The sequence below is a fragment of the uncultured Pseudokineococcus sp. genome, assembly GCF_947495735.1.
In the GTDB taxonomy this organism is placed as follows: Bacteria; Actinomycetota; Actinomycetes; order Actinomycetales; family Quadrisphaeraceae; genus Pseudokineococcus.
The window spans coordinates 25225-48849 of record NZ_CANMAA010000020.1; the positions used below are offsets into that span (position 1 = coordinate 25225).

Here is a 23625-nt window from a genome sequence, read left to right on the forward strand (position 1 = left end):
GACGACCGTCGCCGCCGGCTGTGCGTTCGCCGACGTCGCAGCATCTGTGAGTCCCTTGCGTACAGTGCCCGTTGTGACCGAGCAGGTGTCCCTCAGCGAGGCGCACGCCCGTCTAGACGACCTGGTCTACCTCGCCGCCCGCTCGAGGGCCCGCGTCACGATCACCGATCACGGCGAACCGGCTGCTGTTTTGATCAACGCGGAAGAGCTCGCCCACCTCGACGAGGTCAGCGCCTTGGCCGACTACCGCGCCCAGCGAGCCGCCGGGACCGTGCGCACCGTCGACCACGACGAGGTCCGCGCACGCCTCGGGCTACAGCGAGAGTGACCTACCGCATCACCTGGACCGAAGGCGCGACCGGGACCGCAGCCGGCTTCCTCGACGATGGCCCGGGCCTGGCTCATCTGTTCGAGGTCCTCGACAGCCTCGCTGTCGACCCGCGGCCTGCCGAGTCGGTCGCGTACGGCTCGCCGGACACCAGGCGTCTTCGGGTCGGGCGCTACAGGGCCCTGTACGTCGTCGACGCAGCTGGGGACACCGACCCAGGGGACGGCACGATCACCATCGTCCACGTCGGCCGAGTGCCCTGAGCCCGCTCAGGGCACACCTCCGCCGTCGGACCTCCTCGGTAGCGTCGCGCGTCGTGAGCAACGCCCTCGAACCCCTGGCTGTTGTCGCCACCGGTGTGCACGCTCAACCGGGCGTCTACGCACTGCTCCTCGGCTCCGGGGTTTCCACTGGAGCCGGCATCCCCACCGGCTGGGGGGTGGTGCAGGCGCTCGTCACCCGCCTCGCCACCGCGACCCATCCCGACGACCAGGCCGCTGTCGAAGCCGCCCGCGACGACCCTGAGCAGTGGTGGGTTGAGCACGGTGACGGCGCTGCTCTGGGCTATTCCAACCTCCTGGCCGCGCTCGGCCCGACGCCCGCAGCCCGCCGTGCCTTGCTCGCCGGCTTCTTCGAACCGACCGACAACGACGTCACCGACGGTCTCAAGGTGCCCAGCGCTGCCCACCGCGCTATCGCCCAGCTGGTCAAACGTGGCTACTTCCGCGTCATCCTCACCACCAACTTCGACCGCCTCATGGAGAAGGCGCTCGAAGACGTCGGAGTCTCGCCCCAGGTCCTCGCCCGCGCCGAGGCCGTCGCAGGTCTCACCCCGCTGCCTCACGCGCCGGTGACCATCGTCAAGCTGCACGGCGACTACGCCGACCTGGACATGCGGAACACCCTCGAAGAGCTCTCGACCTACCCGCCCGCATGGGACGCGCTGCTGGACCGGGTGTTCGACGAGTACGGGCTCCTGGTCTCGGGGTGGTCAGCCGACTGGGACACCGCACTTGTCGCAGCGCTCGAGCGCACCCCCAGCCGCCGCTACCCGCTGTACTGGGACTCTCGCAGCAGTTCTGGCGACAGCGCCACCAGGCTCCTGGCCCAGCATCGCGGCACCGTCGTCCCCGCAGGCTCAGCCGACGACCTCTTCACCGGTCTTCGCGAGCGCGTCGACGCTCTGGAGCGACTCGCCGAGCCTCCCCTGGCGACTGCCATGGCGGTGGCCCGGCTCAAGCGCTACCTGCCTGATCCGGTGCGGGGCATCGACCTGCACGACTTGGTCATGGGGGCCGCCGAACAGGCTGCGGCGGTACCTCGCGCCACTACCGGGGTGTCGATGCAGGGTAACGAGGCGGGGCAGCGGCTGCAGGACCTCTACGCCGGCTACTTGCAGGCAAGCGAGCCCGTCCTCGCCCTGCTGTGCGCCGGCGTCTTCCACGACCGCTCCCGGACCCACACCGACTTGTGGGTCGACGTTGTCCAGCAGCTCCTGCACGCCCGGACCGTGCCGACCGGCACCTTCTACGACCAACTCGAGCGCGCCAAGCACTACCCCGCGCTGCTGGCGATGCGCGCTGCCGGGGCGCTCGCCGCCCACCTCGATCGCGACGACGTCACGCTGCGCCTGCTCACGGAGCCGTCATGGCGCGAGGTGCTCGGCGACCAGGCGCGCCGTCCCGCCTACGAGGTGCTCGACGAGTACTCCATCGCGTCGGAGGAGGTCGTCAACGCCATGCCGCGGTGGGGGACGCGTTGGCTCTATCCACCCAGCCACCTGCTGCGCGAGGACCTGCGCGGCGCACTGAGTGTGTACGTGCCCGACGGTGAGTACCGGGCTGTTTGTGACCGCTACGAGTACCTTCTGGCGGTGCTGATGCACAGTCTCCCGTCGCCTTACGGCAGCCGAGTCATCCCGGGCGAGTTCATCGGTGAACGCAGCTGGACGCCCGACAGCCGCCGCCGCGCGGAGGTCGACTTCGTCGAGCGTGCTGGGCGGGCCCCGGACGACTGGCCTTGGTGGTCGATTGTCGGTGGCCGCGACAACCTGGAGGCCTACGTCGGCGAGCTCTCAGTGGTGTTGGCGGCGGCGACCCGGCACGGCTGACTGGCGAGTCGACTTCCGCGAATCGTTATGTCAGGCGCCCGCAAGGCGTACGGACCATGGTTGCTCCTCGGTCCCTCGGGTTTAATGGAGCGCCCGGCAGGTTCACTGAGGCGATCACCTCGAAGCCGTGTTGGGCGTACCACCGCGTGAGCCTTTCGGTGCGGGTGGACAATCGTAAGGCCTGCGCAGTGCCGTGCTTTTCAAGAGTGGCCTCGAGGAGGGTTGAGCCCAGCTCCTCGCCGCAGGGGTAGGCAGACACCCAGTGCAGGAGCGCGGCGTGCGGGTACTCGGCCTCGGCCTGTCGGTCGGTTCGGCCCAGGGCTCGCGTGCGCCACGCTAGGACGGCTGCGGGAATGACCTCGAGCAGCACCAGGACGAGGAAGACGGTCACCGCTCCCGCGACGGCGACGGTAGGCAGCAGTACCAGGGCCACGAGGGTGCCGGCGCAGGCGAGAACGGCGACGCCAGCGAGGAGGAGCAGCGTTGTCAGGGTCAGGCCGTGCTGCTTGGTGGGGGTCAGCAGCAGGACGGCTCGGCCGGGTCGTCCCGGCCGGGCGGCGGTGCGAACCTGGTCGCCGGACAGGACGACGAAGACGCCGAGCAGCGCCGCGTAGGGCAGCGACCACAGGTCACCGCCCCAGCGACGGGGAATGGGGCTGTTGGCGCGAGCCATGACGAAGCCGGCGTGCGGCACCTGGTGCCAGGCGACCCTGCCCACGACGGTGTCAGTGGCGCCCTCGGTGGTCGACCTCACGAGATGCCTCGAGGTCGGAAGCGGGCTGCGGCGCCCTGTCGGGTGACGCCGAGAGCTGCGGCGATCTGGTGCCAGGTGGCGTGCTGGCGGCGGGCTTCGCGCACGAGGTGGACCTCGGCGGCGCCGGCGGCCGCTTGTGCCGCGGCCAGCGCCTCGAGCGCCTCAAGGGTGGAGCGCTGGTCCTCGTGACGGGCGCCCTCGAGGGTGCGCTGCAGGTGTCTGGTGGCGGCGGACATCTCGTCGACGGCCGCGGTGTCGAAGAGCGGCTGGTTGGTCACGCCAGGTGGAGGCGGTGGGCCGTTCCGCCGGCGGCTTGCCCTCGGAGTTTCTGCGGCAGCAGCGGCGCGTGAGCGTCGACGACGACGCCGCTGGTGGCTGGGGCGCCGGAGGTGCGCGGGTGGTCCACGGGAGCTCCTCGAGGTGGGTGCGCGTGATGGCCGAGAGCAAGGTTAGTTGCCCTTCGTCGGCGGGGGCAACGGTCCTTGCGTTGCTCCGTCGGGCTGACGAGACGACGTCCTCCGGCGCGGTCGCCCCGGCGCGGGCGCGACCCTGGCGACGTGGGCGGGCACGCGGCGGAGGTCGTGCGCCGCTTCACTGGCGGTGAGACGCGGCTGGTCTACGCCCGCCGGGTCACCGACCCGACAGGGCCGCTGTTATTCCTCGCCCACGGCGCCGCCGAGGCGGCCCGCGAGCTCGCGAAGAGGGGCGAGCTCGAGTGCCCGATGCCCGAGTGCGACGACCGGCGCCTGCGGGCGGTGTCACGGACGCGGTCGGGTCGCCGCGACGGCTTCACCCACCACCGGGGAGCGGGCGCGCACGGCAGTGACGCGGAGGGCCTGGAGCACCTGCAGGGCAAGGCGCTGGTGGCGGCGTGGGCAAGGCGCGCGGCGCCCGAGGCGAGCGTCGTCGTCGAGGGCCGGGTGCCGTCGGCCGGCCGGGTCGCCGACGTGCTCGTGACCTGGCCGGACCGTGCTGCGGTGGCCGTCGAGGTGCAGTGCGCCTCGCTCACGGTGGTCGAGTGGGAGAGGCGGCACCGGGCCTACGCCGCGGCGGGCGTCAGGGACGTGTGGCTGCTCGGTCGTCGGTACCTGAGAGCGGCTCCCGGCGCCACGGCCACCGCGGCCGTCGCGGCCGCCGCGGCGACCAGGCGAGGTGACCCGACCGGCCCGGGTGAGCTTGTCGAGGTGCCCGCGCTGGTGCGGGCCATGGCCGCGGCGGAGGTGCCGGTGATGTGGGTGTCGCCGACCACCGGCGAGGTCGCCGTCCCGTGGGTCCGGGCTTGGTCCCACACCTGCCTGACGCGCAGGTGCACCTGCCCGCCGCGGACGCGCGAGCGGTGGTCGACCTTCTCCGCTGGCGCCGGCGCGAGGCCGTGGCGCGACGTCGGCTTCGCCGAGCCGCCGACGGGTGAGACCACAGCGAGCCAGGTCTGGGCCAAGCTCCTCGAGCGGTGCCGGCTCGACCCGGCGGCCGGCATCGCCCATCCCGTCGAGGATCGGCTGCGCGCCTCCCAGCGCGAGCTCGTCGAGGCCCGCGAGTGGGACGCGATGGTGCAGCGACCGGCAGTGCTGGCTCAGCAGGAAGCCGACCAGGTCGCCGCTCACCGTGCCGGCGCCCGCGCCCGGCGTGAGGACGCGCAGCGGCGGCGGTGGGCCAGCTCGCCCCTGCGGGCGCGGCTGGAGCGCGACTTCGCCGTCCCGCCCGCTGCCGTCGTCGTCGAGCTCGAGCACGCCGGTGGGGTGCACGCGCCGCAGCCGCACTGGCACGCCGTCCTGCTCTACGACGTCCTGCGCGCGGGGCGACCGGGGGACCCGATCCCGCTGGCTGCGTGCCGTAGGGCGCTGGCGGCCCACGGCATCGCCGTCGACGACCCGGCCATGGCCCGGTCGGTGCATGAGTGGTTCGAGCAGTGCCTGCTGAGCAAGGTGTACGTCCAGCGGGCCCGCCCGGTGGGCGCGGGGCGCTGGTGCATCGGCCGCCACCGGCTGCTCACCGACGCCGAGAAGACCGCCCGCGCCGAGGTCAGGAGTCAGGAGCTGGCGGGCGACTACGAGCGTCTGCGCCGGTCCGTGGAGGGCAGGCAGTACCGCGGGCGTCAGCGGTAGGTCGGGGGCCCGACGGCGTGGGCGGTCGCACTTCCAGGCTGTTCAGGAAAGCCCCGCGGGTGTAACGTGCGAAGAAGCGCAATGAGGCGCATCCGAAATACCGGGCAAGGTGCTTTCCTGGGTATTCTTCTTACGACCTACGCACGTGATCCGTTGCGAACAAGTACGGACGTTCACGAGCGTAAGTCGGCTGTCAAGCCGACCGTAAGGGGCTCGTAGGCGCGCAGCGAGTGGCTAGCAAGGTGGCTAGCGAGGTGCCTTGCTGAGGTGCAGCCAGGGCTAAGCGTGCGGCGTGCCGCCGCCTCCTGTGCTGGCTCGTGGGTCGCTCGCCGGGCGCACCTTCGCCCCTCGCCGGCTCCTCGCCGGCCTCCCGTGGGCCGCTCGCGGGTCAGCGGGCGAGCGGACGTCGGCCGCGCTCGCCCGGCGGCTCCGGCCGAGGCCGCGGGGGCGTCGTCGCCTGCCGCCGGTCACATCTGCCCACGCGAGGGGCCTACCCGGTGCAGAAGCCCACGCCGTCGCCTGACCTCCGGGGGAGCCCGTGACCGACCTGCTGCACCACCGCCGAGGACCTGCTGCCGCAGCTCCACCACCTCCGGCGCCGGTGGCCCCGTCGACGTCGTCGGCCCCGGTCTCGAGGGCCGTCGGCCGCGGCCCTGCGCGGGCGGCCGCGCCGGCGGAGCAGGCGCCGGCGCCGCCGTCGCCGGTGCAGGTCAAGACCGCGCTCAGCGGTGAGCAGCTGGTCGCCGCGCACCGTGTCGCGGCGACCTGGTGGCGCCGCCCGGTCGCCCTACTCGCCGCCGGCGCGGTGCTCTGGGCGCTGGCGCCTGCGCTGGGACTCGGCGGCGCGGCCGGGACCGTCGTGCTGACGACCGCCGCGGCCGCCGCGGTCGGCAGCGCGCTGGGTGGGTGGCGCGCGCAGGTGCGCCGGCAGGTCCTGGCCAACGCCGAGGCGGCCCTGTCGGTGGTGGTCGGGCCGATCCGTCTGCGGGTGCTGTGGTGGACGCGCCACCGGGGCCACCGTGGCCGTTGGCTCGGTCGTCCCGCGCGGCTGTGGGGCTGGTACCTGCCGGAGAACGTGGAGGACGACGTCGCCGCCTGGTCCTCCGAGCTCGCCCGGGTCGCAGGTCTGAGGCTGGGTGGGCACTACGCCGTCCGGGCGGTCGACACGAGCCGGTGCCGGGTGACCCTCGTGGCGACCGGCGCTCCGCCGCCGCCCCCGCCGGAGCAGCCGGGGGCCCCGGCCGACGTCGAGCGGGCGGAGCGGATCTTCCGCGAGCTCCTGGGCCCGGAGACCCATCTGGAGGTCACCCGGGGCGACGCCGGCGAGTTCAGCAGCCTGCAGGCCGGCTTCGTGGGATCCGCCCGGGTGTCGACGTCGGCGCAGCGCGTCCGGGTCGAGCGGGTGATCGCCACCATGCTCGAGGGCCGCTGGCGGGCCTCGTGGGACCTCGTCGAGGACACGGTGACGTTCGGCCAGCGACCGGGCTTCCCGGAGAGCGTGTGGCTGCCGGTCGAGCACGCCGATCCCGACGTCGACATCCTCGACAGCTACGACGAGGTGGAGATCCCCTACGGGGTCGACGAGGACGGCAACGTCCTGAGCTGGCGGCCGGCGGTGGACCCGAACCTGATGCTCGTCGGTGCACCCGGCACCGGAAAGACGGTGACCGCGCACACCATCCTGGTGAAGGCGGCCGACTTCGGGTGGCCGGTGTGGGTCGCCGACGGAAAGAGCATCGAGTTCCTCGGCTTCCAGGACTGGCCGAACGTGCAGGTGGTCGCCACCGAGGTGCAAGAGCAGGTCGCGGTCATCCACCGCGCGCACGAGGTGATGGAGTACCGCTACAAGCTGATCACCTCGGGAAAGGCGACTGAGCGGGACTTCCAGCCGTTGCTGGTCTTCGTCGACGAGTACGCCGATTTCCGCGGCAACCTGGCCACCTGGTACGAGGGGGTGAAGGTCAAGGGCAGCCCGCGCCAGCCGCAGGTGCTGTCGCTGGTGCAGTCCATCGCCCGCAAGGGGCGTTCCAGTCGGGTGCACCTGGTTTTCGCGACCCAGCGTCCCGACGCCCAGTATTTCGGCGGCGACATGCGTGACAACTTCCGCATGCGCGTCTCGATGGGTCGGCTTTCGCCGCAGGGCGCGATGATGATGTGGGAGAACCCCGCCGTCGGCACCAGCATCCCGCGGGGCTGCCGTGGGCGAGCGACCACTATCAACCCCGACAACGTGCCGGTGGAGGTCCAGACCTACCGCACGCCCGACCCCCGCAAGGTTAAGCCGGGCTCGTCGGAGGCAGAGCTGCTCGAGCAACTGCGCCCGCCGGTGGTCCGCCACGAGCGGCTGCTGATCCGCGAGCCGGAGGTCGAGTACGACCTCGACAGCACCAGCGATGAGGTGGTGGAGCCGACCTACCGCCACTACGCCCAGGCGGACTGGGTGCTGGCCAGCGAGCACCCCGAGATGGACCCGGTCGTCCAGCGCGCCCGGTACGCCGGTGTGACGGCGCCGAGCTCGCACATGACCCTCTTCGGCCTCGAGCGGCGCTCCACCATGGCCGCGGCCGCCACCACGGGCGTGTTCGTGGACCTCGAGGAGGACGGCGACGTCGACCTGCCCGGCGCCGAGAGCCAGGACGTGACCGACGGTCGGCCGGCGCTGCGCCTGGTGCCTTTCCAGGGGGGCGACGGGGCCGCTGGCGGTGGGGAGGTCGACGCCGAGGAGACCGGCGACGAGCAGGCCTCGGAAGGTGGCGGGGACGACGCAGGCGAGGGCTTCGACGGGTACGGCCCCGCGATGGAGGTCGCCGCGGCCCACCTGCAGCCCGGCGACCTCGTCCTGGTCGACGAGAGCGCCGACGAGTGGGGCACCGTCGAGGAGGAGGTCGAGGAGGACCCGATGGACCCCGACCTGGTGCTGGTGTCCTGGCGCGACGACGTTGACGGCGGAGGCGGGCTGTCGCTGCCCGGCGAGAGCTCGTTGACCGTGCGCCGGCCTGCCGAGGTCGAGGACCTTCGGTGAGCGGCGACCCGTCGTCGCCAGAGCCGTTGCCCGCGGAGGTGCGGACCGCGATCGAGCGCGGCCGCGTCGTCGACAGTTCGCGTGGTGCGCACCTGGTCGCCTACGTCGTCGGCGCCGACGAGCGCTACGGCCGCCCTGGTCGTCGGTGTTGGGCCGTGGTGGGCCCCGGGGACCGTGTCCTTCTCGTGGACGACGACGACGAGCTCGCAGCTCGCCTGCACCTGCCGGGGGCGTGCGTCCGCTAGGAGGGCAGCTTGGTCAGGGTTTCCTGCAGGCCCGGGTAGGCGGAGTTCTCCGCGAGGACGCGCTCGAGGTCCTTGCGGGCCAGGGAGTTCTTGCCCTCGGCCAGGTAGGTCGCGCCGCGCTCGAGCCACGCGCGGTGCCGCAGCTCGGCGGGGCGCGAACGCACGCGCAGGGCCTCCTTGAACGCCTCGCGGGCCGCGGTGGGGAAGCCCTGCTCGCGCAGGGCGACGCCCCGTTGGACCAGCAGGAAGGTGGCGGCCTCGTCGACATTGGTGAGGCTCTCGGTCAGGTCGATGACCTGCTGCCACTCCTCCAGCTCGGCGTACAGCTCGGCGAGGCTGACCGCGGCGACGGTCGAGGGAGTCAGTCCCTCGACGACGGCGATGGCGGCGCGCTGATCGCCCGCGCGCTGGTGCAGCTCGGCCAGCAGCAGGCCGACGGTGTCGCGGTCCAGCGGCAGCTGCGCGGAGACGCCGTCCGCGACCTCGAGGGTGGCGGTGACGCCCGGCAGGTACTTGGTGACGAAGGGGTCGGAGGCGGGGTCGAGGTCGGCGGCGTGGGCCTGGGCGACGAGGTCACGGGCGCGCTCGAGGTCACCGGCCGGGACGGCCCCGCGCAGCGCCTCGAAGAGCTGCGCGAGCGGGCGCGCCTGGGGGTGATCGCGTCCGACCGCGACGAGAGCGGGCAGGTCGTCCGGCTTCTTGACCAGTGCCCTGTGGAGGTCCTTCTCCCACCGCGGCGCGAACAGGCCCGGCGAGGGTGCGCTGGGGGCCGGCGCGGTCGCTGCCCGGGGTACCGCGGGGCGACGTCCCGAGGCCAGGGTGCTGGTGTGGGAGACGCCTGTGCCGGGGACCCCGAGGGTGCGGGTGACGCGGCCCGAGGAGTGTGCGGAGATCCGGGCGCCCTTGACGCCACCGCTGACGCCGACGCCCCGCGGCGTCACGGTCATCCGCACGCCAGGGGCGATCTTGAAGGACTTGCGCATCCGGAAGCCCACGTCGCCTGCTCCGCTCGTCGGTTGGTGATCGCTGGTCGGCCCCGACCGTAGGTGCCCGCCAACGGCCTGCGTGCGCGATCCGCCGGTCACATCTGGCGCCGGCGAGGGCCTATCCCAGGTGACGGCAGCCGGGGAACGGCCCTGGTGCCCCTCACGACCGGAGAGCAGCGATGAGCGAGACCACGAGCCGCGACGACGGCGCCGCGGCAGGAGCGCTGATCACCCCCGAGGTCCTGGCCACCGCACTGGCGGCGGTCTCGGCCGAGCTGCGCTGGCCGACGTGCCCCGGCGAGGCCTGCGGCCAGCTCGTCCTGGACGCCGACGAGGTCGTCCTGCGCCAGGTCGTCGCGCCGGCGCTGGTGCGCGAGGTTCAGCGGCTGGTCTGGGCGGCCACCGCCGAGCGGGTCGTCGCGTCGTCGGTGCCTGCGCCGCGGCTTCCCGCAGAGCACGTGGTTGCCCCGTGCGACAGCTGCTGCGCCGCCCGAGCGACCTACGCCCTGGCCTACCCGGACGTGCGCCGCCGGGTGTGCGCGGCCTGCCTGCCGCCGGACCTGCTCGTGGTCGCCGAGCTCCTCGAGGACGACGACGACCTCGCCGTCGACGAGCGTCCCGCTCTCGAGCGGATGGCCCCGTGAGCGCGGCGACAACGGCGCTGCAACCCCCCGCCCTGGTGGTCGCGCCGTGCACCGAGAACCCCGACCTGTTCGACCCGGACATCGGCGACGTCGAGGCCGCCAAGCGGGTCTGCGGTGGGTGCTCCCGCCGGGAGGCCTGCCTGGGCGAGGCGCTGGCCAACGGGGAGGAGGGCGTCTGGGGCGCCACCACCGAGGCCGAGCGCCGCAGGATGGGCAGCGCCCCGGTCCAGCGCGGGCGGCGGGACCGGCTGCGTCCGGTCGGTCCGGGGCAGGGCGGCTCCTCGGCGCCGGCGCCAGCGACTGGGACACGGCGATGAGCGGCGCCGGTGGCGCCGGGCGAGGCGGCGGGTCGGGACTGTCCTTCGAGGACACGCTGTGGCTGGTCGGCGCTGCGGCGCTGGCGGTCTCCGTGGGTCTGGTCGACCCCGCCGGCATCGCGACGTCCGCGCTCGGGTGGCTGGTCGACCACCACGTCCTGGTGCCCCGCGAGCAGGCCCTGGTGCCCCTCGTGGGCGACAGTGGCCTCGACCTGCGCCGGGTCGTCGGGATCGCCGCGGCGTTGGTCCTGGTGGCCCTGCTGGTGCGCGGCCGCGCCCGACGCGGCGACGCGGCCGCGGCCGGCCCGGCGGGGCCTCCCGCCGGGCGGGTGTGACGGGCCTGTGGACGACGCCAGCGCCCTGTCGGGGCCCCCGCCTAACCTGATCAGGTCGCTCTCACGCGAGGTGAGAGCGCCCCACGACGCCGGAGGGCAACGCTGATGAGCGACCAGCACCAGGCCGCCACCGCTGCCGCCGGAGACCTCGAGCTCGCCGGGACCACCTACCGCGTCGAGCACGTGCCCGGCCCCGGCGGGCACCGGGTCACCTACCTGGTGGCCCCCGACGGCGAGGTCTTCGTCCTGCGTCCCTACCTGGGCGCCAGCACCGGCGTCCATCAGGTCGTGCGGTGCGGCTCCGGCAGCAGCGACCCCGCTCGCCAGCTGCTACACCACGAGGGCCGCCAGGTGCGGGTCCTCGTCCTCGGCGACGTCCTCGAGACCGCGCCGACCCCCCGCCGCCGCCGGTCCTGACGTACCGGCGGCGCGTCCGCCGGCGGTCCTACCGGCAGCCGGCATGCCGGTCGAGCGCGGAGCTGCTGTCGGTGGTCGTTGCCTACCGTGGCGATCATGAACAGCGCAGAGCGTCCCGGCGCCGCTGTCGTCCGGGAGCTGCGTGCGGCCCCCACGGGCTACGTCCTCGGGCCCCTGGCCTTCATCGGTCTCGGCTGGTGGCTGATGGCCACCTCGTCCGCGACGTGGCTGGCGCTGCTCCTGCTGGTCATGGGCGTGTCCTTGCTCGTCAGCGGCCTCGCCAACGCCGTCGTGGCAGCCACCGGGTACGCGAAACCCGGGTGGTGGCAGCGGGCCACCGGCCACGCGCCCCGGAGCGCCGCCGGTGGCCAGGACGAGCCCACGAGCGCCTGACCGGCTCTGCGCGTCCGCGCGAGTGGTCGTGCCCGACCAGAAGGCGGCGAGGCCATCCGGGCGTGGGCGCTACCCACCCGCCGGCGGGTGGGTAGTGCTGGCGTCGGCCTCGAGGGCTGCCCAGCCGGTCTCCTGGCCGTACCGGACCGTGCCGGTGCCGTCGACCCAGATCAGGTGCTGGAACCGCCCGCGGTCGAAGCGGGCGCCGGTGATGCGACGGCCGCGCAGGTCGTAGGCGTCCAGGTCCTTGCTCGTGGTGGGCACGACACCGGTACTGGGGTCTTCGCACAGGCGGCCGACGTCGACGTGCAGGGCGCCCGGGACGTAGCGATGGGCCAGCGGGCCGGCGCAGCCGACGAGGGCGCGTGGCCGGCTGTCGGGGTCGGCCTCCCACGCCGGTGCCAGTCGCTGCAGCAGCCAGGTGTGGGTGACGTTGTCGACGATGACGTCGTCCTGTTGCTGGGACAGGGGGTCCAGCCGTGGCCGCCCGTCGGACAGGTCGGCCCCGAAGGCATTGCGCACGAGCAGCGCGCCGCCGGTGCGCCGGCCGACGTCGGCCACCGTCAGTGGGTCCCTGAGGGGGCGCTCGGCCAGGTGCCCGGGCACGCCGAGCGGACGGAAACTGGGGCCGGCCCCGGGCGCGAGGTTGGTCAGGGCGGCCTGTGTGCCGCTGCGCTTCAGAGCAGAGATCAGCGCGGCCTCGACGAGCGCGGCCTCGGAGGTCGAGGCGTAGGGGCCGGCGACCTCGAGGGTGTAGTTGCCGCTCTCGATCAGCGTCCGCAGTCCCTCGTTGTGGGAGCCGCCGGTGTGCTGCAGCGCCCGGTCTGGAGAGGCGCCACGGCCGACGTAGCGGATCTGCGCGCCGCCGGTCGACCGGTAGAGGTAGACGCAGGCCTGCGAGGCGTCGGTCATGGCGGTCCTCCGGTGGCTCCGGTCGCTGGCCCGCCGGGCGGGGCGGGCGACTCGTGCTCACGACGGGTGGTGCTGAGCCCGCGACGCTAACGGCCAGACGCCGTCACGGTTCGGGTCGCCGTCGGGACCACCTCGACGGCAGCACCCGACGGAGGCACTTGATGACCAAGCCCACGGCTCGCGAGCTCACCGCGGCCAGCTGCGAGGTGCGCCTGCACAGGGCGGCCGTCCACCTCCTGCTCGAGGACCACCGGCCCCACGTCTCGCTCGAGGTCCTGCAGCAGCTCCAGGGCCTCACTTCGGCGCAGGCTCGTCACGCGCTCGACCGGCTCCTGGAGCAGGGCCGCGTCCGTGTCGACTGGCCGGCGGGCGCGCCGCTCGACCGGGTGCGGGTGACCGCGGTCAGTCGTGCGCCGGCGCCCTCCGCGGTCGTCCTGGAGGGCGCCCGGCGGGAGATCAGCTCGCAGCCGGCTGCGCGGTCGTGCGGCCGCGGCGGTTGGCGGACTTGATCTTGTCGAGCTCCCAGCTCCAGCCGGGGAGGGCCTCGATGGCCTCGACGTCGTCGGGGTGCAGCGGCGCCGCGGTGTCGCCGACGGTCTCCAGGCCGTGGAAGCGCCGGCGGTAGAAGGTGGCGCGCTTACCGACGGGGTAGGCGATCAGGCCGTCGTCGCCGGGCGTGCCGAGGTCGACGTCGGCGCGGGGTCGTAGGTGGACCGTGGCCGAGCTGGGCAGGCCGGCCATCGTGGTCCCGGCCGGCTGCGCCTGGAGCCAGCCGCGGGCGGCGACGACGAAGGCGCCGGCGCGCCGGCGCCGGTCGACCAGGGCGCCGGGGATCGCCTCGAGCTGGGCGCGCTGGGCATCGGTGAGCTGGGCGCGTCGTTGCCGTGCGACCCAGCGCTGCAGCGGCTCGGGCAGACCCTCGAGGGTGTGGTGCGCGCGGTAGTGGGCCTTGATCTGGTCGGCGCTGTCCTGCCACTGGGCGTTGCGGGGGTCCCAGGCCCAGCCGGGCAGCTGCTCGAGCTCGGCGACCCGCTCGGGCGCCAGCTTGCCGAGGCGGTAGTCGTTGCGGGTCTGGTGGGTGCGCTTGCCGAGGGGGTAGGGGGCGCCGTCGACGACGCGCGAGGTGGCGTTCTGGGGGACGTTCGCGCTGCCGTGGGTGTCGATCCACCACCGCAGCTCCTGCAGGAGCAGCGGCCAGGCGCGGGCGCGGGTGGCCTCCCACTTGGTGGGCGTGCTCGCGTCGATGCCGGCGGCCTGCAGCTGCTCGACCCCGACGTCGGCCGGGATGCGGCCGGCGCGCAGCTCGCGCACCACGGCGTCGACCCACGCAGCGGTCTCCGCGGGGGCCAGGGCGTGGAAGCCGGTGCGTGCGTGGGCGGCGCTGGCCTCGTGCAGGTGCTCGTCGACGGTGGTCGTGGTCACGGCGTGCTCCCGGGTGGGTGCGGTCCGGAGGCGCTGGTGCGCCCTGGGCGTGTCGGTGACCACCACGGTAGTGGTCATCACGCGCTGCCGAGGGCGTCGAGGACGCTGGCGTGGACGCTCGTGGCGGGGTCCTCCTCGCGGCGCAGCGCCCGCGCCAGGACGTCCGGGGTGGTCGGGTCGGTCACCAGGCTCAGGTGGCTGCGGTGGCGGCTAAGGGTGACGCACAGCCGTCCGGTGTCGGTGGCGTAGGAGGGCAGCGCCCGGTACCCGGCCAGGGGGTGCACGGCGACGACGGCGTGCCGCTCGGAGCCCTGGGCCTGGTTGGCGGTCGCGACCAGGACGTCGGGCTCGTCAGCGAGGTGGGCTGCGATCGCGGCGACCTGCTCGACGTGCGGGGCGATTACCGCGACGTCGGCGGCGGTGGTGCGCCGGGTGGTGACCTGCCCGGTGGCGGGGTCGGTCTCGGTCAGCGTGGTGCCGAGCAGCGCGCGGGCGCGGTCGGCGGCCGCCGCGGCCAGGCGGGCGTCGGTGCGACCGGTGACAGCGACCGGCAGGGTCGTGACCTCGGGCAGGGGCTGGGCGTCGTGGTGCAGGACGCTGTGCGGGCGGGCGCTGGTGAACGGCAGGTCGGGGTAGAGCGTGGGCTGGATCAGCCCGGTGGTGACCGGCCCCAGCCGCCAGGTGCGGCTCAGCCGCTGCTGGGTGACGTGCTCGGGGTACAGGTGCACCAGGGCGCTCGGCGCGGGCTGGTGCGGCCCGGCGGGCGAGTGCGCCCACCGGGTGGTCACGCCGGTGACGACGGGGTCGATCTGGCTGGGGTCGCCGACCATCACGACCTGCTCGGCGAGGGCGCCGAGGGACCCGGCGTCAGCGAACGTCAGCTGGTAGGCCTCGTCGACGAGCAGGACGTCGGCGTGGAAGTCGCGGGGCTGGGTCCAGGCCCAGCGCGCGCTGGTCGCGACGACGATCCCGGTGAAGTTGCGCGCCGCGGCGGCACCGGCCAGCCAGGTCGCACTCGCGGGCACCCACCCGGGCCGGGGGGTCTTGGAGGCGGCGAGCAGGCCAACGTCCGGGGTGAGGGCCGCTAGCCGTGCGGTCAGGTCCGCCGCCTGCGCGCGGGTCTGGGCGGCCAGGGCGATGGTCAGCCCGGCGCGCCGGGCGAGCTGGTCGGCCAGGTGGGTGACCAGGCGGGTCTTGCCCGCCCCGGGGGGAGAGGACACGACCACCGCCGGGTCGCCCGACCAGGTCGCGAACAGCGCCGCGGCGAGGTCGGGGTCGGCGTGGTGGGCGCTCGCGACCGGCTGCGGCGCTGGCGCCGGCTGCGCCTGGGCGGCGGGGGTGGTGACCAGGCCCGGGGGGAGCGTCCTCATGGTGAAGAGGCTACCCCGTTCGATCCGATAATCACAAGTCTAGTGGCCATCCTGGGTGCTCTCACGACGTGAGAGCCGCCGCGTAGGCGCCGACGACGTCGTCCCCGAAGCCGATGCCGACGCCGGCCCCCAGGAGCATCAGCGGGCCGAAGGGCAGCGGCGTGCCACGACCGGCGCGCCGGGTGAGCAGGAGCGCCAGGGCTAGGGGGGCGCCCAGGACGTAGGCGCCTGCTCCGCCGACGACGAGCTCGGGCCAGCCGAGGTAGCCCAGGTGCATCCCGAGCAGGCCGGCGAGCTTGACGTCGCCGAAGCCCATGGCGCTGGGCTGGGGCAGGGCGAGCACGAGGTAGGCCGTCCACAGCCCGGCGAGGCCGGCGGCGGCGCGCACGAGCGCCTCGAGGTCGGAGCTCGCGGCAGCTGCCAGGCACAGCAGGGCGGCGCCCACGAGGTAGGACGGCAGGACTAGGGCGTCGGGCAGCCGGCGGTGCTCGAGGTCGATGACGGCCAGCGCGGCCCCGGCCCATGCGAGGTAGAGCAGCGCCGGCAGGTGCGGGGTCCAGCCGGCGGCCGCCGCTGTCAGGGCGAGGATCGCGGCGGCGACGAGCTCGAGCAGCGGTGGGCGCTCGAGCAAAGGCGTCGTGGGGCCTCCACCGGTGCGTGCCTTCCGACGCCGGCGCCGGTGCGGCAGGGGTGTTGTGAGGGCGTCGGCCAGGGACGAGCCGGCGGGCAGGTGGTGGGCCAGTCGCCGCAGCAGGGGCCCGCTGAGCAGTCCCAGGACGGCGCAGCCGGCGGTCAGTGCGAGGGCGGGCACGGCGGCTACTCGGCGGCTGCGACGACGACGTCGAGGGGGACGTCGCGGCGGCGGGCGGTGGGTCGGGCGCCGGTGGCGAGCCAGTTGTCGGTGCGGGTGTAGCGGGTGCGCATGTTGGTCCGGGCGTTGGCCTGGGCGCGGGGGTCGGGCGGGCTGGGCGCGAGGGTGATGCTCGCGCCGACGCGCAGCGCGTTGTCCTCCTGGCGCAGGCGGGGGGAGCTCAGCGTGATGTGCAGGTCGCCGCTGGGGTCGATCGTCGTGGCGGTGATGGTGGCGCTGGCGATGCGGTTGGCGGCGGCGGCGTCGGTGGCGACGTCCTCGGGCAGGCCGAGCCAGCCGGTGACGTCGTGGCCGGTGCGCAGCCGGGACAGCGGCTGGTGGGCGCGAACGGTCATCGTGGCGGCGTCCAGGTCGGTGATGGTGGCGGCCACCACGGTGCCGGTGAGGGCCTCGCGGGCGGCCACCCGGGGGTCGGCGCGGCGCAGCGCGTCGTGGTGCTCGCGGGCGTGGCTGCGGGTGGCGAGCCCGAGGGCGGCGGCACGGCGGTCGTCCGGCAGGTGCCAGGGGCGTCCGGCGGCGGTCTGCTCGGTGCGCCAGTCCCACGAGCGGGTGTCGGCCTGGGCGGCCTCGTCGAGGCCGGGCAGCGGGATGCCGGTGGTGGCGAGGCGGGCGAGGGCGTCCAGCACGGCCAGGCGGGCGCGGGTGCCGGGAGCGGTGTCGGGCAGGTGGAAGGCACGCGCCCAGGCGTCGAGGTCGCCGTCGAGGTCGGGGCTGTGGGCGGCGGCGTAGCGGCCGCGCAGGGCGTCGGTCAGCACGAGCGTGGCCCGGCTGGTGGGGTGCTCGGCGCGCTGGCCCCACCAGTCGAGGGTGGCGCCGACGGGGGCCAGGGCGCCGGTGCGGGCGTGGGTGTCGGCCAGCGCGAGCAGGGCGCGCAGGTCCTCGCGGGTGGCGACGACGAGGGTGCGGGGGTGCTGATCGGGTCCGGCGCCGGTGCCCGCGCCGAGGGTCGCCAGGGCGCTCAGGGCGTCACGGTCGGCGCCCTGGGCGTGCTGGTCGCCGGTGCTGGCGGCCAGGTGCAGGTGCTGGCCGTCGGTGCGGGTGCTGACGAGCAGGGGGGCGAGGGGCGGCAGCACGTGGGCGTAGGTGGTCCGGGGGGTCGGGTGCCCGGCGGTGGCGGCGCGCAGTCGGGCGGCCAGGTCGTGCAGCTCGACGCTCATCGCGGGTCTCCGGGGGTGGTGGTGGCCCAGCCGGTGCGCAGGGCCGTGACGGTGGCGGGGTCGGTGCCGGTGGGTGCCGGGTCGCCGGCTGCGACGGCCAGGGCCGTGCCCAGGTCCAGGCCCGTGGGGGCCAGGAGGTCCTCGGCGTGTGCGCGCAGGTCCTCAGGCAGGTCCTGGGGCAGGTGGGCGGGGCGGGTGCTCGCCGCAGCGCCCGCCGCAGGGACGGCGGCGAGCGTCTCGCGGGGGGCTGCGTCCATGGGTCCAGCGTAGCCGTCCGTACCGACGACCACGAGGTTAGTTGCTACGGATGTGGACGGTGCTGGCCCAGGGCGGCGCGGGCGGCGCGTGCTCGGGGTTGTCGCTGACCAGGGCCACGACCAGGCGGGCGCGCGTAGGTGCTGACGGCCACGGAGTGAAGCCGTCGCTGAGCACGACCACGACGTCGGGCCGGGGGGTGGAGTCCAGGGCGGCAGTGATGCCGACGCGCATGTCGGTGCCGCCCCCGCCGCGCAGGTCCAGGCGGGCCGCGTCGCGGACGGGGCGTCCGGCGCTGACGTCGTAGGCCTGGGCGTCGCAGGTCAGGACCCGCAGGTCGGCGCCGTGGCCGGTGGCCGTGACGATGCCCTGGACCTCCGCGAGGGCGGCGGCGACGTCGGCGGGGCTCATGCTCGCGCTGGTGTCCAGGACGGCGGCGACGTTGACGCGGGGGCGGCGCATCGCGGGCGTGACGACGCCGGGCAGGCGGCGCCGACCGGGGCGGGCGTAGGTGTAGTCGTGCGCCCCGGCGACGTGGGCGGTGGCGCGGCGGACGGCGCCGGCCAGCACCTGGCGCCAGGGGACGGTGGGCGGCTCGAGCTGGGTGGTCGCCCAGCGGTCGAGCCCGGCGGGCACGGTGCCGCGGGTGCGGGCGTGCTCGACGACGTCGTGGGCGGTCTGCTGGCGGGTCAGGTGCTGGTCGGTGGGGCTCATGGCCGGGGTGGTGGTGTCGTCGGGGGGGGCCTCCCAGCCGGCGGTGGGGTCCCCGGCGCCGGAGCCGCAGCCGACGTCGTCGGGGTCGGGCGCGTCGGTGCTCGGCAGGGAGGCGTAGTAGGTCTCCTCGATGCCGCCGGGCGGCAGGCCCAGGGCCTCGGGGGTGACGGGGGCGCCGGGCAGCGGGATGCCCGCGGCGATCAGGTCGTCGTTGATCGCGGCGTCGGTGGCGTAGTTCCAGCGCAGGTGCTGGACGTCGCCCAGGGCGGCGGCGCGTCCGGCGTGGTCACGCACCAGGTGGCCGACCTCGTGGACCAGGACGGCGCCGGAGTGCTCGGGGCTCCACTCGGCCAGGACCGTGGGGTCCAGGTAGAGCCGCCAGTGGGCGTCCACGGCGTAGGTGCCGAGATTCTCGGCCGCGAGGGGCGCGACGGCGAACAGGGCACGGGCGAAGTACGGCGCGTGGTGCAGCGCGTGCAGGCGGGCGGCGGCCAGCGCGCGGACCTCGTCGGCGGTCAGGGGGCGGGTGGTGATCGTGGCGCTCATGCGGTGGCCTTCGTAGTGGCGGGGATGAGCCCGGCGTCGGTGAGCAGGGTGGTGAAGGCGCGCGCCTCGCGCGGGGGGCGGGCGTTGGCCGGGCGGGCGGTCAGGAGCATCCGGGCGCAGGCGGCGGCGACGTCGGCCAGCCCGGCGTCGGCGGCGGCGGCCAGGACGGCCCAGCCGGAGCGCCAGGCGGTGGTGGTGGCCGGGGCGGTCGCCAGGGCGACGGTGCCGGTCAGGACGACCCAGGCGCGGGAGGGGTCGAGGTCGGCCCAGGTGACGGTGGCGGGGTCGGCCAGGACGTCGGCGGGGTCGGGCAGGTCGGCGTGCTGGCACCACAGCAGGAACTCGGTGGCGGCGCCGGGGCCGACGAGGCCGGTGGCGGCGAGCATCCGCGCGCTGGTGTCGGTCTCGGGCAGCAGGGCCAGGACGTCGGCGGTCATGGTCCAGGTGCGCCGGGAGGGCCAGGCGCGGCCGGTGGTGGCCGGGTCGGTCGGGTAGTCGTGCAGCAGGTTGGGGTTGCGCCGCAAGAAAGCGGCGATGAGGGCGCGGGAGACGGCGCGGCGGGTGGGCGAGGGCTCGTGCACCCGGCGGGGCGTGGGGGCGCGGAACCCGGCGGTCATGCCGTCCAGCCAGTCCTGGGTGGGCGGGGCGAAGTCGATGTGCAGCAGACGGTTTGCCAGCGGCGGCGCGAGGTCGTAGCCGTCGGCGGCGCGCTCGGGCGGGTTCGCCGCGGTCAGCACGTTGACCCCGGCGGGCAGGCGGACGTCGCCGACGGTGCGGTCGAGGACGACGCCGAGCATGGCGGCCTGGACGGCGGGGGTGGCGGTGCTCAGCTCGTCGAGCAGGAGGTAGCCGCACTCGGCCTCGATGAGGCGCCGCGCCCAGGCGGGAGCGTGCAGGGCGACGCCGTCGCCGGTCACGACGGGCAGGCCGCCGAAGTCGCTGGGCTCGCGCAGCGAGCCGAGGACGACCTCGTAGGGGACCTGGTCGGCGTCCGCGAGGGCGGCCGCCAGGGATGACTTGCCGACGCCGGGGTCGGACCACAGGCAGGCGGCGACGCCGGCCCGTCCGGCGGCGCGCAGGACGGTGGCGGTCGTGCCGAGGGCGGTCGTTCCGGCGGTGGACTGGTTAGTGGCCATGTAAAGAGGGTAGCCGCCTTATCCGACAACCGCAAGACTAGATGCCACCTGTGGACAGACATCGTGCGGGCGGGCCGCCGGGGTGTGGGCCAGATCGTCGCCCCGTAGGGCGCGCCTGTGGGCGGCGGCTGCGCGCCGGTCGCTCGGCCGCCCACCATGTGCGCCGTGCACCTGTGCCTGTACGTCACCGCCGTCGGCCACGAGCTCGTCGCACGCCGTCGGGACGGCGTGGAGCACTCGCGCTGGGCCGTGGCCGACGTCGACCCGCTCCAAACGCTCCTCGACCACGAGGCCGGCGTACGTCCGCGAGCGCGCCCGTGGTCGCTGGAAGCCCTCGACGAGGCGATCGAGCGCCAGGGGTACCGACGAACAAGCGAGTGGACTCACAGCGACACCGGTCCCCATTGTTGGCTCACCGCTCTAGAATGACCCGCTCCAACTACTTAAACGACGGCGACCAGAGCAAACGGGGGGAAAGACGTTGGACAAGCGCGTGGCCATACTTCTAGGAGCCGGGGCATCAGTCGAGGCGGGCCTTCCACTTACCTACGATCTAGCAGAAAAGATCGTCGAGAGAGCGAACAACCAGGACCTTAACCCCGGACGCCCCGAATGGGTCCGTGCGCTGAACTTCGTCTACGGCTCGATGGTTGGCTACCGTGCTGACTCCGGCGCCAACCCGCTTACAGCAGTCGACATCGAGCAGCTTATATCGGCTTTACGACTGCTTCGTTCGGCGGATAGCCACGAAGTCGCGCCCTTCGTATCTTCGTGGAAGCCGGGCGCTCGTGGTTACGGCTCATCCATAGTTGACTCGACACGAGGTGCGGATGTCGCATCCGCGGTCGAATCCGTAACCGCCGGCGTTTATGACGCGGAGCGGCAGCTGTATCTGAGTATCGCGGCCATTGCGCGAGACGCTGCCCGATTGGGCAACCCGGACATCTTTGGTCAGGTCGAGTCTCATATCCTCAACATGCTGAGTTCTCTCCTTTCGGATCTTTCCTCCGTCGACTATCTCAGGCCCATTGCCGATCTGGCGCGACGGCAAGGCGGTGGCGTTGACGTCATCACCTTGAACTACGACTTGACGATTGAAAGCATGGCCGCTGCGAGCGGCGTCAGCGTTGAAAGAGGCTTCGAGGACAAGTGGCGACCAGGCAAGCCGCTTGACTTTGGTCAACGCGATGATGAAATCAACCTGTACAAATTGCACGGATCACTGGACTGGGAACTAGGGCCTAAGTGGGGAGCGCTTCACTATTTGGCTCAAGCTCCGTCGATCTCGGTTGCTCAGAGCCCGCAGGCGCCGGACACGCAATCTCAGTCGTATGCGCGGAGTGAGCGCCCCGTGGATCGTGCTTGGTCATCGAGAAAAGCTTGCGACGGACGGCCCCACTCTCTCCCTGCTGCGCGCGGCGGAAGACGCGCTGCAAAGGGCCAGCAGCCTTGTCATTGTTGGATACTCGTTCGGAGACGCACATATCAATTCCGTCGTGCGCGACTGGATGTTGGGCGACGACACCAGAACCCTCACCATCGTGGATAAGAACTTCACCAAACCTCTGTTCTCCGACTTCCGCGAAAGCCTCATCCACAGTTACGGGCCTATGATCGGCTCCCAGAACACCACGGCCAGAGTTAGGCCGCTGCGCGGCGCGGCCGGCGAGGTGTTGGCTGACGCGATTAGGGCTGAGCCTTTGCCTTTCCCTGAGCCGTACATTAGGGCTGAGGTGAAGCATCGCGGGCACTATGTTTCTATCGCACTCACACTCGTCGGCCCGTCCCTCCTTGATGCCCAGTTCATGATGGAGGTGTCAACACAAGGGTCGAATGAACCAATATATGCCCTGGGAGCGCTCTTCAGGTCTCCGCCAGAGGTCGAGCGCTATACGGGCGCAGCTTACGGCCAGAGTGTTCCTATCATGGCGGCGAGCGAGTGGGAGCAGGGCGAGACAATCGAGTGCTGCGCGGCTGTGCCAACTGCTGGGCTCAACTCGGCCTCTATTAAGTGTGATGCGCGGCGACTGGATCTGCCCAGTGGCCACCACTTTGAGATCCAACTAGAGGCCAGTGCTTTCAGTCAACTATGAGTGATAGATTGTCGAGGCGCAGGGTGTGTCCACGTACGTATGACGCACTACGTGCTGTGGGGCCCATTAAGGTCGGTTAACCGATTTCGAGTGCGGTGAGCCGCCAGCGGGTGTCCCAGCCCTCCAGGCGCAGCGCGATGGCGCGGACGCGGTGGGTGTCGTGGACGACGGCGGCGGCTTCGACGACGCCGTCGGCGGGGTGGGTGATCCGCACGCGCCGGACGACGGCGGCCCGCTGGCTGCGAGCCGGGCGCAGCCGGTTCGCGAGCGCAAGGCGCCGCGTCAGCCCTTCCTGGACATCCATCGTCGTCCAGCGCGTGAGCTGGGCGACCGGCCGGCGGCCTGCGAGGACCTCGACGACGGCGCTGGCCAGGGTCGCGCAGACGGGGGTGGGGTCGGGTAGGTCGGTGTCGCTGGTGGGGCGGGCGGCGACCACCGGGTCGATGTCGGACGCCTGCGTCCAGCGCGGCGTCCCCACGCCGGTGGTCAGGGCCAGCACCAGCTGCCCCGGCCCGGCCACGCCGCCGGGGCTGCCGAGGGCGGACGGCTGGCCCGGGAGCAGTGGTGCGGGGCGGGACTCCGGCACCGGTAGCAGTCGCACCCGCCCGCCCCGGTCCGTTCCGGTGGGGTGCTGGTTAGTGGGCATGTGATGACTGTAGCCCGTCCGTACCGGCGACCGCAATGGTAGCGGCCACCTAGTTAGGTCACGTGTTGGTCACGGTGGGGCGGCGGGAGGGCGGGCGCCGGGGCCGGTCGTCGGCCAGAGCAGGGGAAGAAAGTTGGCCGGTCGTCCGCATTCTGGGATGGGGGAGGGGTGTGGGGGGTCCCGTTGTCGGTGGTGGCACCTAACGTATGTGGTGTCGAAACGGGGAGTGTTCCGGTGCCGGGGTCGCCCCGGGCAGGTTCGGCAGTGGGAGTGGTCATGTCGTGGAACGCGCTGGTGCGGCTGGAGCAGGCGTCTCGGGTGGACGTGGTCGTGACCTCGGTGGAGTGCGAGGCCGAGGGCTGCGGGCTGGTGGACGAGACCGCGGAGGTCGAGGTGGCCGCCGGTGACAGCGCCGGGTGGTGGGCCTGCCCGTCCTGCGGGTCCGAGCGGGAGGTCGAGGTGGACGACGACGAGCCCAACGACCCCGAGCCGGAGGAGCCCTGGGGGTGGGAGCCCTGAGCCCCCAGGGCGGCGCCCCCGGCCCCGGGGGTGCCGCCCTCCCTCCGGGCAGGGGGGAGGGCGGCCCCGCCGTCGGCGGGCGCCTGGCCGTCGAGCACCTGCGGGTGCTCGCCCCGGGCGAGGACTTCGACCCCCTGACCTGACCCCCTGACCTGACCCGCTGACCTGACCCCCTCGGCCCGGGGCGGCCGGGCGAGCGCTCCCCGCCCGCACGGCCGCCCCGTCCACCATGAGCCACCCCCAAGAGCCCGCAGGAGCCCCCAGGAGCCCCCAGGAGCCCGCAGGACGGCCGCAGGACGGCCGCAGGACGGCCGCAGGACGGCCGCAG

General features: G+C 73.6%; 28 protein-coding genes. 15 read left to right on the plus strand and 13 right to left on the minus strand.

Annotated elements, in window-relative coordinates:
* Positions 1-73: 73 nt before the first annotated feature.
* The 3 genes from Q0848_RS17705 to Q0848_RS17715 are packed head-to-tail and all read left to right on the plus strand — an operon-like array spanning position 74 to position 2438.
* A complete protein-coding gene (locus Q0848_RS17705; RefSeq protein ID WP_299039967.1) occupies positions 74-328 on the plus strand; it encodes a type II toxin-antitoxin system prevent-host-death family antitoxin in 255 nt (84 codons plus the stop codon).
* Complete coding sequence (locus tag Q0848_RS17710) at positions 325-591, plus strand: type II toxin-antitoxin system RelE/ParE family toxin (RefSeq protein ID WP_299039969.1); 267 nt, start codon at positions 325-327, stop codon at positions 589-591. The genes Q0848_RS17705 and Q0848_RS17710 overlap by 4 nt, the downstream gene beginning before the upstream one ends.
* 53 nt (positions 592-644) lie before the next feature.
* A complete protein-coding gene (locus Q0848_RS17715) occupies positions 645-2438 on the plus strand; it encodes an SIR2 family protein (RefSeq protein WP_299039970.1) in 1794 nt (597 codons plus the stop codon).
* A 25-nt stretch (positions 2439-2463) separates the two neighbouring features.
* Here Q0848_RS17715 and Q0848_RS17720 read toward each other — a convergent pair whose 3' ends face one another.
* Together Q0848_RS17720 and Q0848_RS17725 are read right to left on the minus strand one after the other, a co-directional pair.
* Positions 2464-3192, minus strand: coding sequence for a hypothetical protein (locus Q0848_RS17720; RefSeq protein WP_299039972.1), 729 nt, complete (start codon positions 3190-3192; stop codon positions 2464-2466).
* Entirely contained in the window at positions 3189-3470 is a 282-nt protein-coding gene (locus Q0848_RS17725) for a hypothetical protein (RefSeq protein ID WP_299039973.1), read from the minus strand. Before Q0848_RS17725 ends, Q0848_RS17720 begins: the two co-directional genes overlap by 4 nt.
* A gap of 279 nt (positions 3471-3749) precedes the next feature.
* Between Q0848_RS17725 and Q0848_RS17730 the strand changes: the two genes are divergently transcribed.
* From Q0848_RS17730 to Q0848_RS17740, 3 genes are all read left to right on the plus strand, one after another.
* Entirely contained in the window at positions 3750-5297 is a 1548-nt protein-coding gene (locus Q0848_RS17730) for a competence protein CoiA family protein (RefSeq protein WP_299039975.1), read from the plus strand.
* Between the two features lie 538 nt (positions 5298-5835).
* Positions 5836-8319 carry an FtsK/SpoIIIE domain-containing protein gene (locus Q0848_RS17735; protein ID WP_299039977.1) on the plus strand — a complete coding sequence of 828 codons (2484 nt, stop codon included), beginning with the start codon at positions 5836-5838 and terminating at the stop codon, positions 8317-8319.
* Entirely contained in the window at positions 8316-8564 is a 249-nt protein-coding gene (locus Q0848_RS17740; protein WP_299039979.1) for a hypothetical protein, read from the plus strand. The genes Q0848_RS17735 and Q0848_RS17740 overlap by 4 nt, the downstream gene beginning before the upstream one ends.
* On the opposite strand, the gene Q0848_RS17745 is transcribed toward Q0848_RS17740, so the two are convergent.
* Complete coding sequence (locus Q0848_RS17745) at positions 8561-9559, minus strand: DUF4236 domain-containing protein (protein WP_299039981.1); 999 nt, start codon at positions 9557-9559, stop codon at positions 8561-8563. The two genes, Q0848_RS17740 and Q0848_RS17745, sit on opposite strands and share 4 nt — an antisense overlap.
* Positions 9560-9729: 170 nt before the next feature.
* Here Q0848_RS17745 and Q0848_RS17750 point away from each other — a divergent pair, with 170 nt between their 5' ends.
* The 5 genes from Q0848_RS17750 (at position 9730) to Q0848_RS17770 (ending at position 11656) form a co-directional block, all read left to right on the plus strand.
* Positions 9730-10194 (plus strand): hypothetical protein, encoded by a 465-nt coding sequence (locus tag Q0848_RS17750; RefSeq protein ID WP_299039983.1) that lies wholly within the window; start codon positions 9730-9732, stop codon positions 10192-10194.
* Entirely contained in the window at positions 10191-10511 is a 321-nt protein-coding gene (locus Q0848_RS17755) for a WhiB family transcriptional regulator (RefSeq protein ID WP_299039985.1), read from the plus strand. The genes Q0848_RS17750 and Q0848_RS17755 overlap by 4 nt, the downstream gene beginning before the upstream one ends.
* Positions 10508-10846 (plus strand): hypothetical protein, encoded by a 339-nt coding sequence (locus Q0848_RS17760; protein WP_299039987.1) that lies wholly within the window; start codon positions 10508-10510, stop codon positions 10844-10846. Before Q0848_RS17755 ends, Q0848_RS17760 begins: the two co-directional genes overlap by 4 nt.
* A 105-nt stretch (positions 10847-10951) precedes the next feature.
* A complete protein-coding gene (locus Q0848_RS17765) occupies positions 10952-11263 on the plus strand; it encodes a hypothetical protein (protein ID WP_299039989.1) in 312 nt (103 codons plus the stop codon).
* 96 nt (positions 11264-11359) lie between these two features.
* Positions 11360-11656 carry a hypothetical protein gene (locus Q0848_RS17770; RefSeq protein ID WP_299039991.1) on the plus strand — a complete coding sequence of 99 codons (297 nt, stop codon included), beginning with the start codon at positions 11360-11362 and terminating at the stop codon, positions 11654-11656.
* A gap of 69 nt (positions 11657-11725) precedes the next feature.
* Here Q0848_RS17770 and Q0848_RS17775 read toward each other — a convergent pair whose 3' ends face one another.
* A complete protein-coding gene (locus Q0848_RS17775) occupies positions 11726-12568 on the minus strand; it encodes a hypothetical protein (RefSeq protein WP_299039993.1) in 843 nt (280 codons plus the stop codon).
* Between the two features lie 161 nt (positions 12569-12729).
* Between Q0848_RS17775 and Q0848_RS17780 the strand changes: the two genes are divergently transcribed.
* Positions 12730-13077: a hypothetical protein gene (locus Q0848_RS17780; protein ID WP_299039995.1), complete on the plus strand. Its 348-nt coding sequence runs from the start codon at positions 12730-12732 to the stop codon at positions 13075-13077.
* Here the strand turns inward: Q0848_RS17780 and Q0848_RS17785 are convergent.
* From Q0848_RS17785 to Q0848_RS17820, 8 genes are all read right to left on the minus strand, one after another.
* Entirely contained in the window at positions 13025-13990 is a 966-nt protein-coding gene (locus Q0848_RS17785) for a helicase associated domain-containing protein (protein WP_299039997.1), read from the minus strand. The genes Q0848_RS17780 and Q0848_RS17785 overlap by 53 nt on opposite strands.
* A gap of 77 nt (positions 13991-14067) precedes the next feature.
* Positions 14068-15360 (minus strand): AAA family ATPase, encoded by a 1293-nt coding sequence (locus tag Q0848_RS17790; protein ID WP_299039999.1) that lies wholly within the window; start codon positions 15358-15360, stop codon positions 14068-14070.
* A 61-nt stretch (positions 15361-15421) separates the two neighbouring features.
* On the minus strand, positions 15422-16171 hold the full coding sequence (locus Q0848_RS17795) for an A24 family peptidase (RefSeq protein ID WP_299040001.1): 750 nt from the start codon (positions 16169-16171) through the stop codon (positions 15422-15424).
* Positions 16172-16176: 5 nt separating this feature from the next.
* A complete protein-coding gene (locus tag Q0848_RS17800; protein WP_299040004.1) occupies positions 16177-17388 on the minus strand; it encodes a hypothetical protein in 1212 nt (403 codons plus the stop codon).
* Complete coding sequence (locus Q0848_RS17805) at positions 17385-17645, minus strand: hypothetical protein (RefSeq protein WP_299040006.1); 261 nt, start codon at positions 17643-17645, stop codon at positions 17385-17387. Before Q0848_RS17805 ends, Q0848_RS17800 begins: the two co-directional genes overlap by 4 nt.
* A 37-nt stretch (positions 17646-17682) precedes the next feature.
* On the minus strand, positions 17683-18903 hold the full coding sequence (locus tag Q0848_RS17810) for a DUF2201 family putative metallopeptidase (protein ID WP_299040008.1): 1221 nt from the start codon (positions 18901-18903) through the stop codon (positions 17683-17685).
* Positions 18900-20039, minus strand: a complete 1140-nt coding sequence (locus tag Q0848_RS17815; protein WP_299040010.1) for a hypothetical protein — start codon at positions 20037-20039, stop codon at positions 18900-18902. The genes Q0848_RS17810 and Q0848_RS17815 overlap by 4 nt, the downstream gene beginning before the upstream one ends.
* Before the next feature lie 799 nt (positions 20040-20838).
* Positions 20839-21255, minus strand: a complete 417-nt coding sequence (locus Q0848_RS17820) for a hypothetical protein (protein WP_299040012.1) — start codon at positions 21253-21255, stop codon at positions 20839-20841.
* A gap of 124 nt (positions 21256-21379) precedes the next feature.
* Here Q0848_RS17820 and Q0848_RS17825 point away from each other — a divergent pair, with 124 nt between their 5' ends.
* Positions 21380-22132, plus strand: a complete 753-nt coding sequence (locus tag Q0848_RS17825) for a hypothetical protein (RefSeq protein WP_299040013.1) — start codon at positions 21380-21382, stop codon at positions 22130-22132.
* A 76-nt stretch (positions 22133-22208) separates the two neighbouring features.
* Here Q0848_RS17825 and Q0848_RS17830 read toward each other — a convergent pair whose 3' ends face one another.
* Positions 22209-22778, minus strand: a complete 570-nt coding sequence (locus Q0848_RS17830; protein ID WP_299040014.1) for an Rv3235 family protein — start codon at positions 22776-22778, stop codon at positions 22209-22211.
* A 264-nt stretch (positions 22779-23042) separates the two neighbouring features.
* On the opposite strand from Q0848_RS17830, the gene Q0848_RS17835 reads away from it, so the two are divergent.
* Both Q0848_RS17835 and Q0848_RS17840 read left to right on the plus strand, forming a co-directional pair.
* Positions 23043-23297 (plus strand): hypothetical protein, encoded by a 255-nt coding sequence (locus Q0848_RS17835; protein WP_299040016.1) that lies wholly within the window; start codon positions 23043-23045, stop codon positions 23295-23297.
* Positions 23285-23440 (plus strand): hypothetical protein, encoded by a 156-nt coding sequence (locus Q0848_RS17840; protein ID WP_299040018.1) that lies wholly within the window; start codon positions 23285-23287, stop codon positions 23438-23440. The genes Q0848_RS17835 and Q0848_RS17840 overlap by 13 nt, the downstream gene beginning before the upstream one ends.
* Positions 23441-23625 lie beyond the last annotated feature (185 nt).

Excerpts from the sequence above, each read along its gene's own strand:
- Q0848_RS17750 (WP_299039983.1), top strand. The coding sequence starts at position 9,730 with ATGAGCGAGACCACGAGCCGCGACGACGGCGCCGCGGCAGGAGCGCTG.
- Q0848_RS17760 (WP_299039987.1), top strand. The coding sequence starts at position 10,508 with ATGAGCGGCGCCGGTGGCGCCGGGCGAGGCGGCGGGTCGGGACTGTCC.
- Q0848_RS17765 (WP_299039989.1), top strand. The coding sequence starts at position 10,952 with ATGAGCGACCAGCACCAGGCCGCCACCGCTGCCGCCGGAGACCTCGAG.
- Q0848_RS17770 (WP_299039991.1), top strand. The coding sequence starts at position 11,360 with ATGAACAGCGCAGAGCGTCCCGGCGCCGCTGTCGTCCGGGAGCTGCGT.
- Q0848_RS17775 (WP_299039993.1), bottom strand. The coding sequence starts at position 12,568 with ATGACCGACGCCTCGCAGGCCTGCGTCTACCTCTACCGGTCGACCGGC.
- Q0848_RS17780 (WP_299039995.1), top strand. The coding sequence starts at position 12,730 with ATGACCAAGCCCACGGCTCGCGAGCTCACCGCGGCCAGCTGCGAGGTG.
- Q0848_RS17790 (WP_299039999.1), bottom strand. The coding sequence starts at position 15,360 with ATGAGGACGCTCCCCCCGGGCCTGGTCACCACCCCCGCCGCCCAGGCG.
- Q0848_RS17800 (WP_299040004.1), bottom strand. The coding sequence starts at position 17,388 with ATGAGCGTCGAGCTGCACGACCTGGCCGCCCGACTGCGCGCCGCCACC.
- Q0848_RS17805 (WP_299040006.1), bottom strand. The coding sequence starts at position 17,645 with ATGGACGCAGCCCCCCGCGAGACGCTCGCCGCCGTCCCTGCGGCGGGC.
- Q0848_RS17810 (WP_299040008.1), bottom strand. The coding sequence starts at position 18,903 with ATGAGCGCCACGATCACCACCCGCCCCCTGACCGCCGACGAGGTCCGC.
- Q0848_RS17815 (WP_299040010.1), bottom strand. The coding sequence starts at position 20,039 with ATGGCCACTAACCAGTCCACCGCCGGAACGACCGCCCTCGGCACGACC.
- Q0848_RS17830 (WP_299040014.1), bottom strand. The coding sequence starts at position 22,778 with ATGCCCACTAACCAGCACCCCACCGGAACGGACCGGGGCGGGCGGGTG.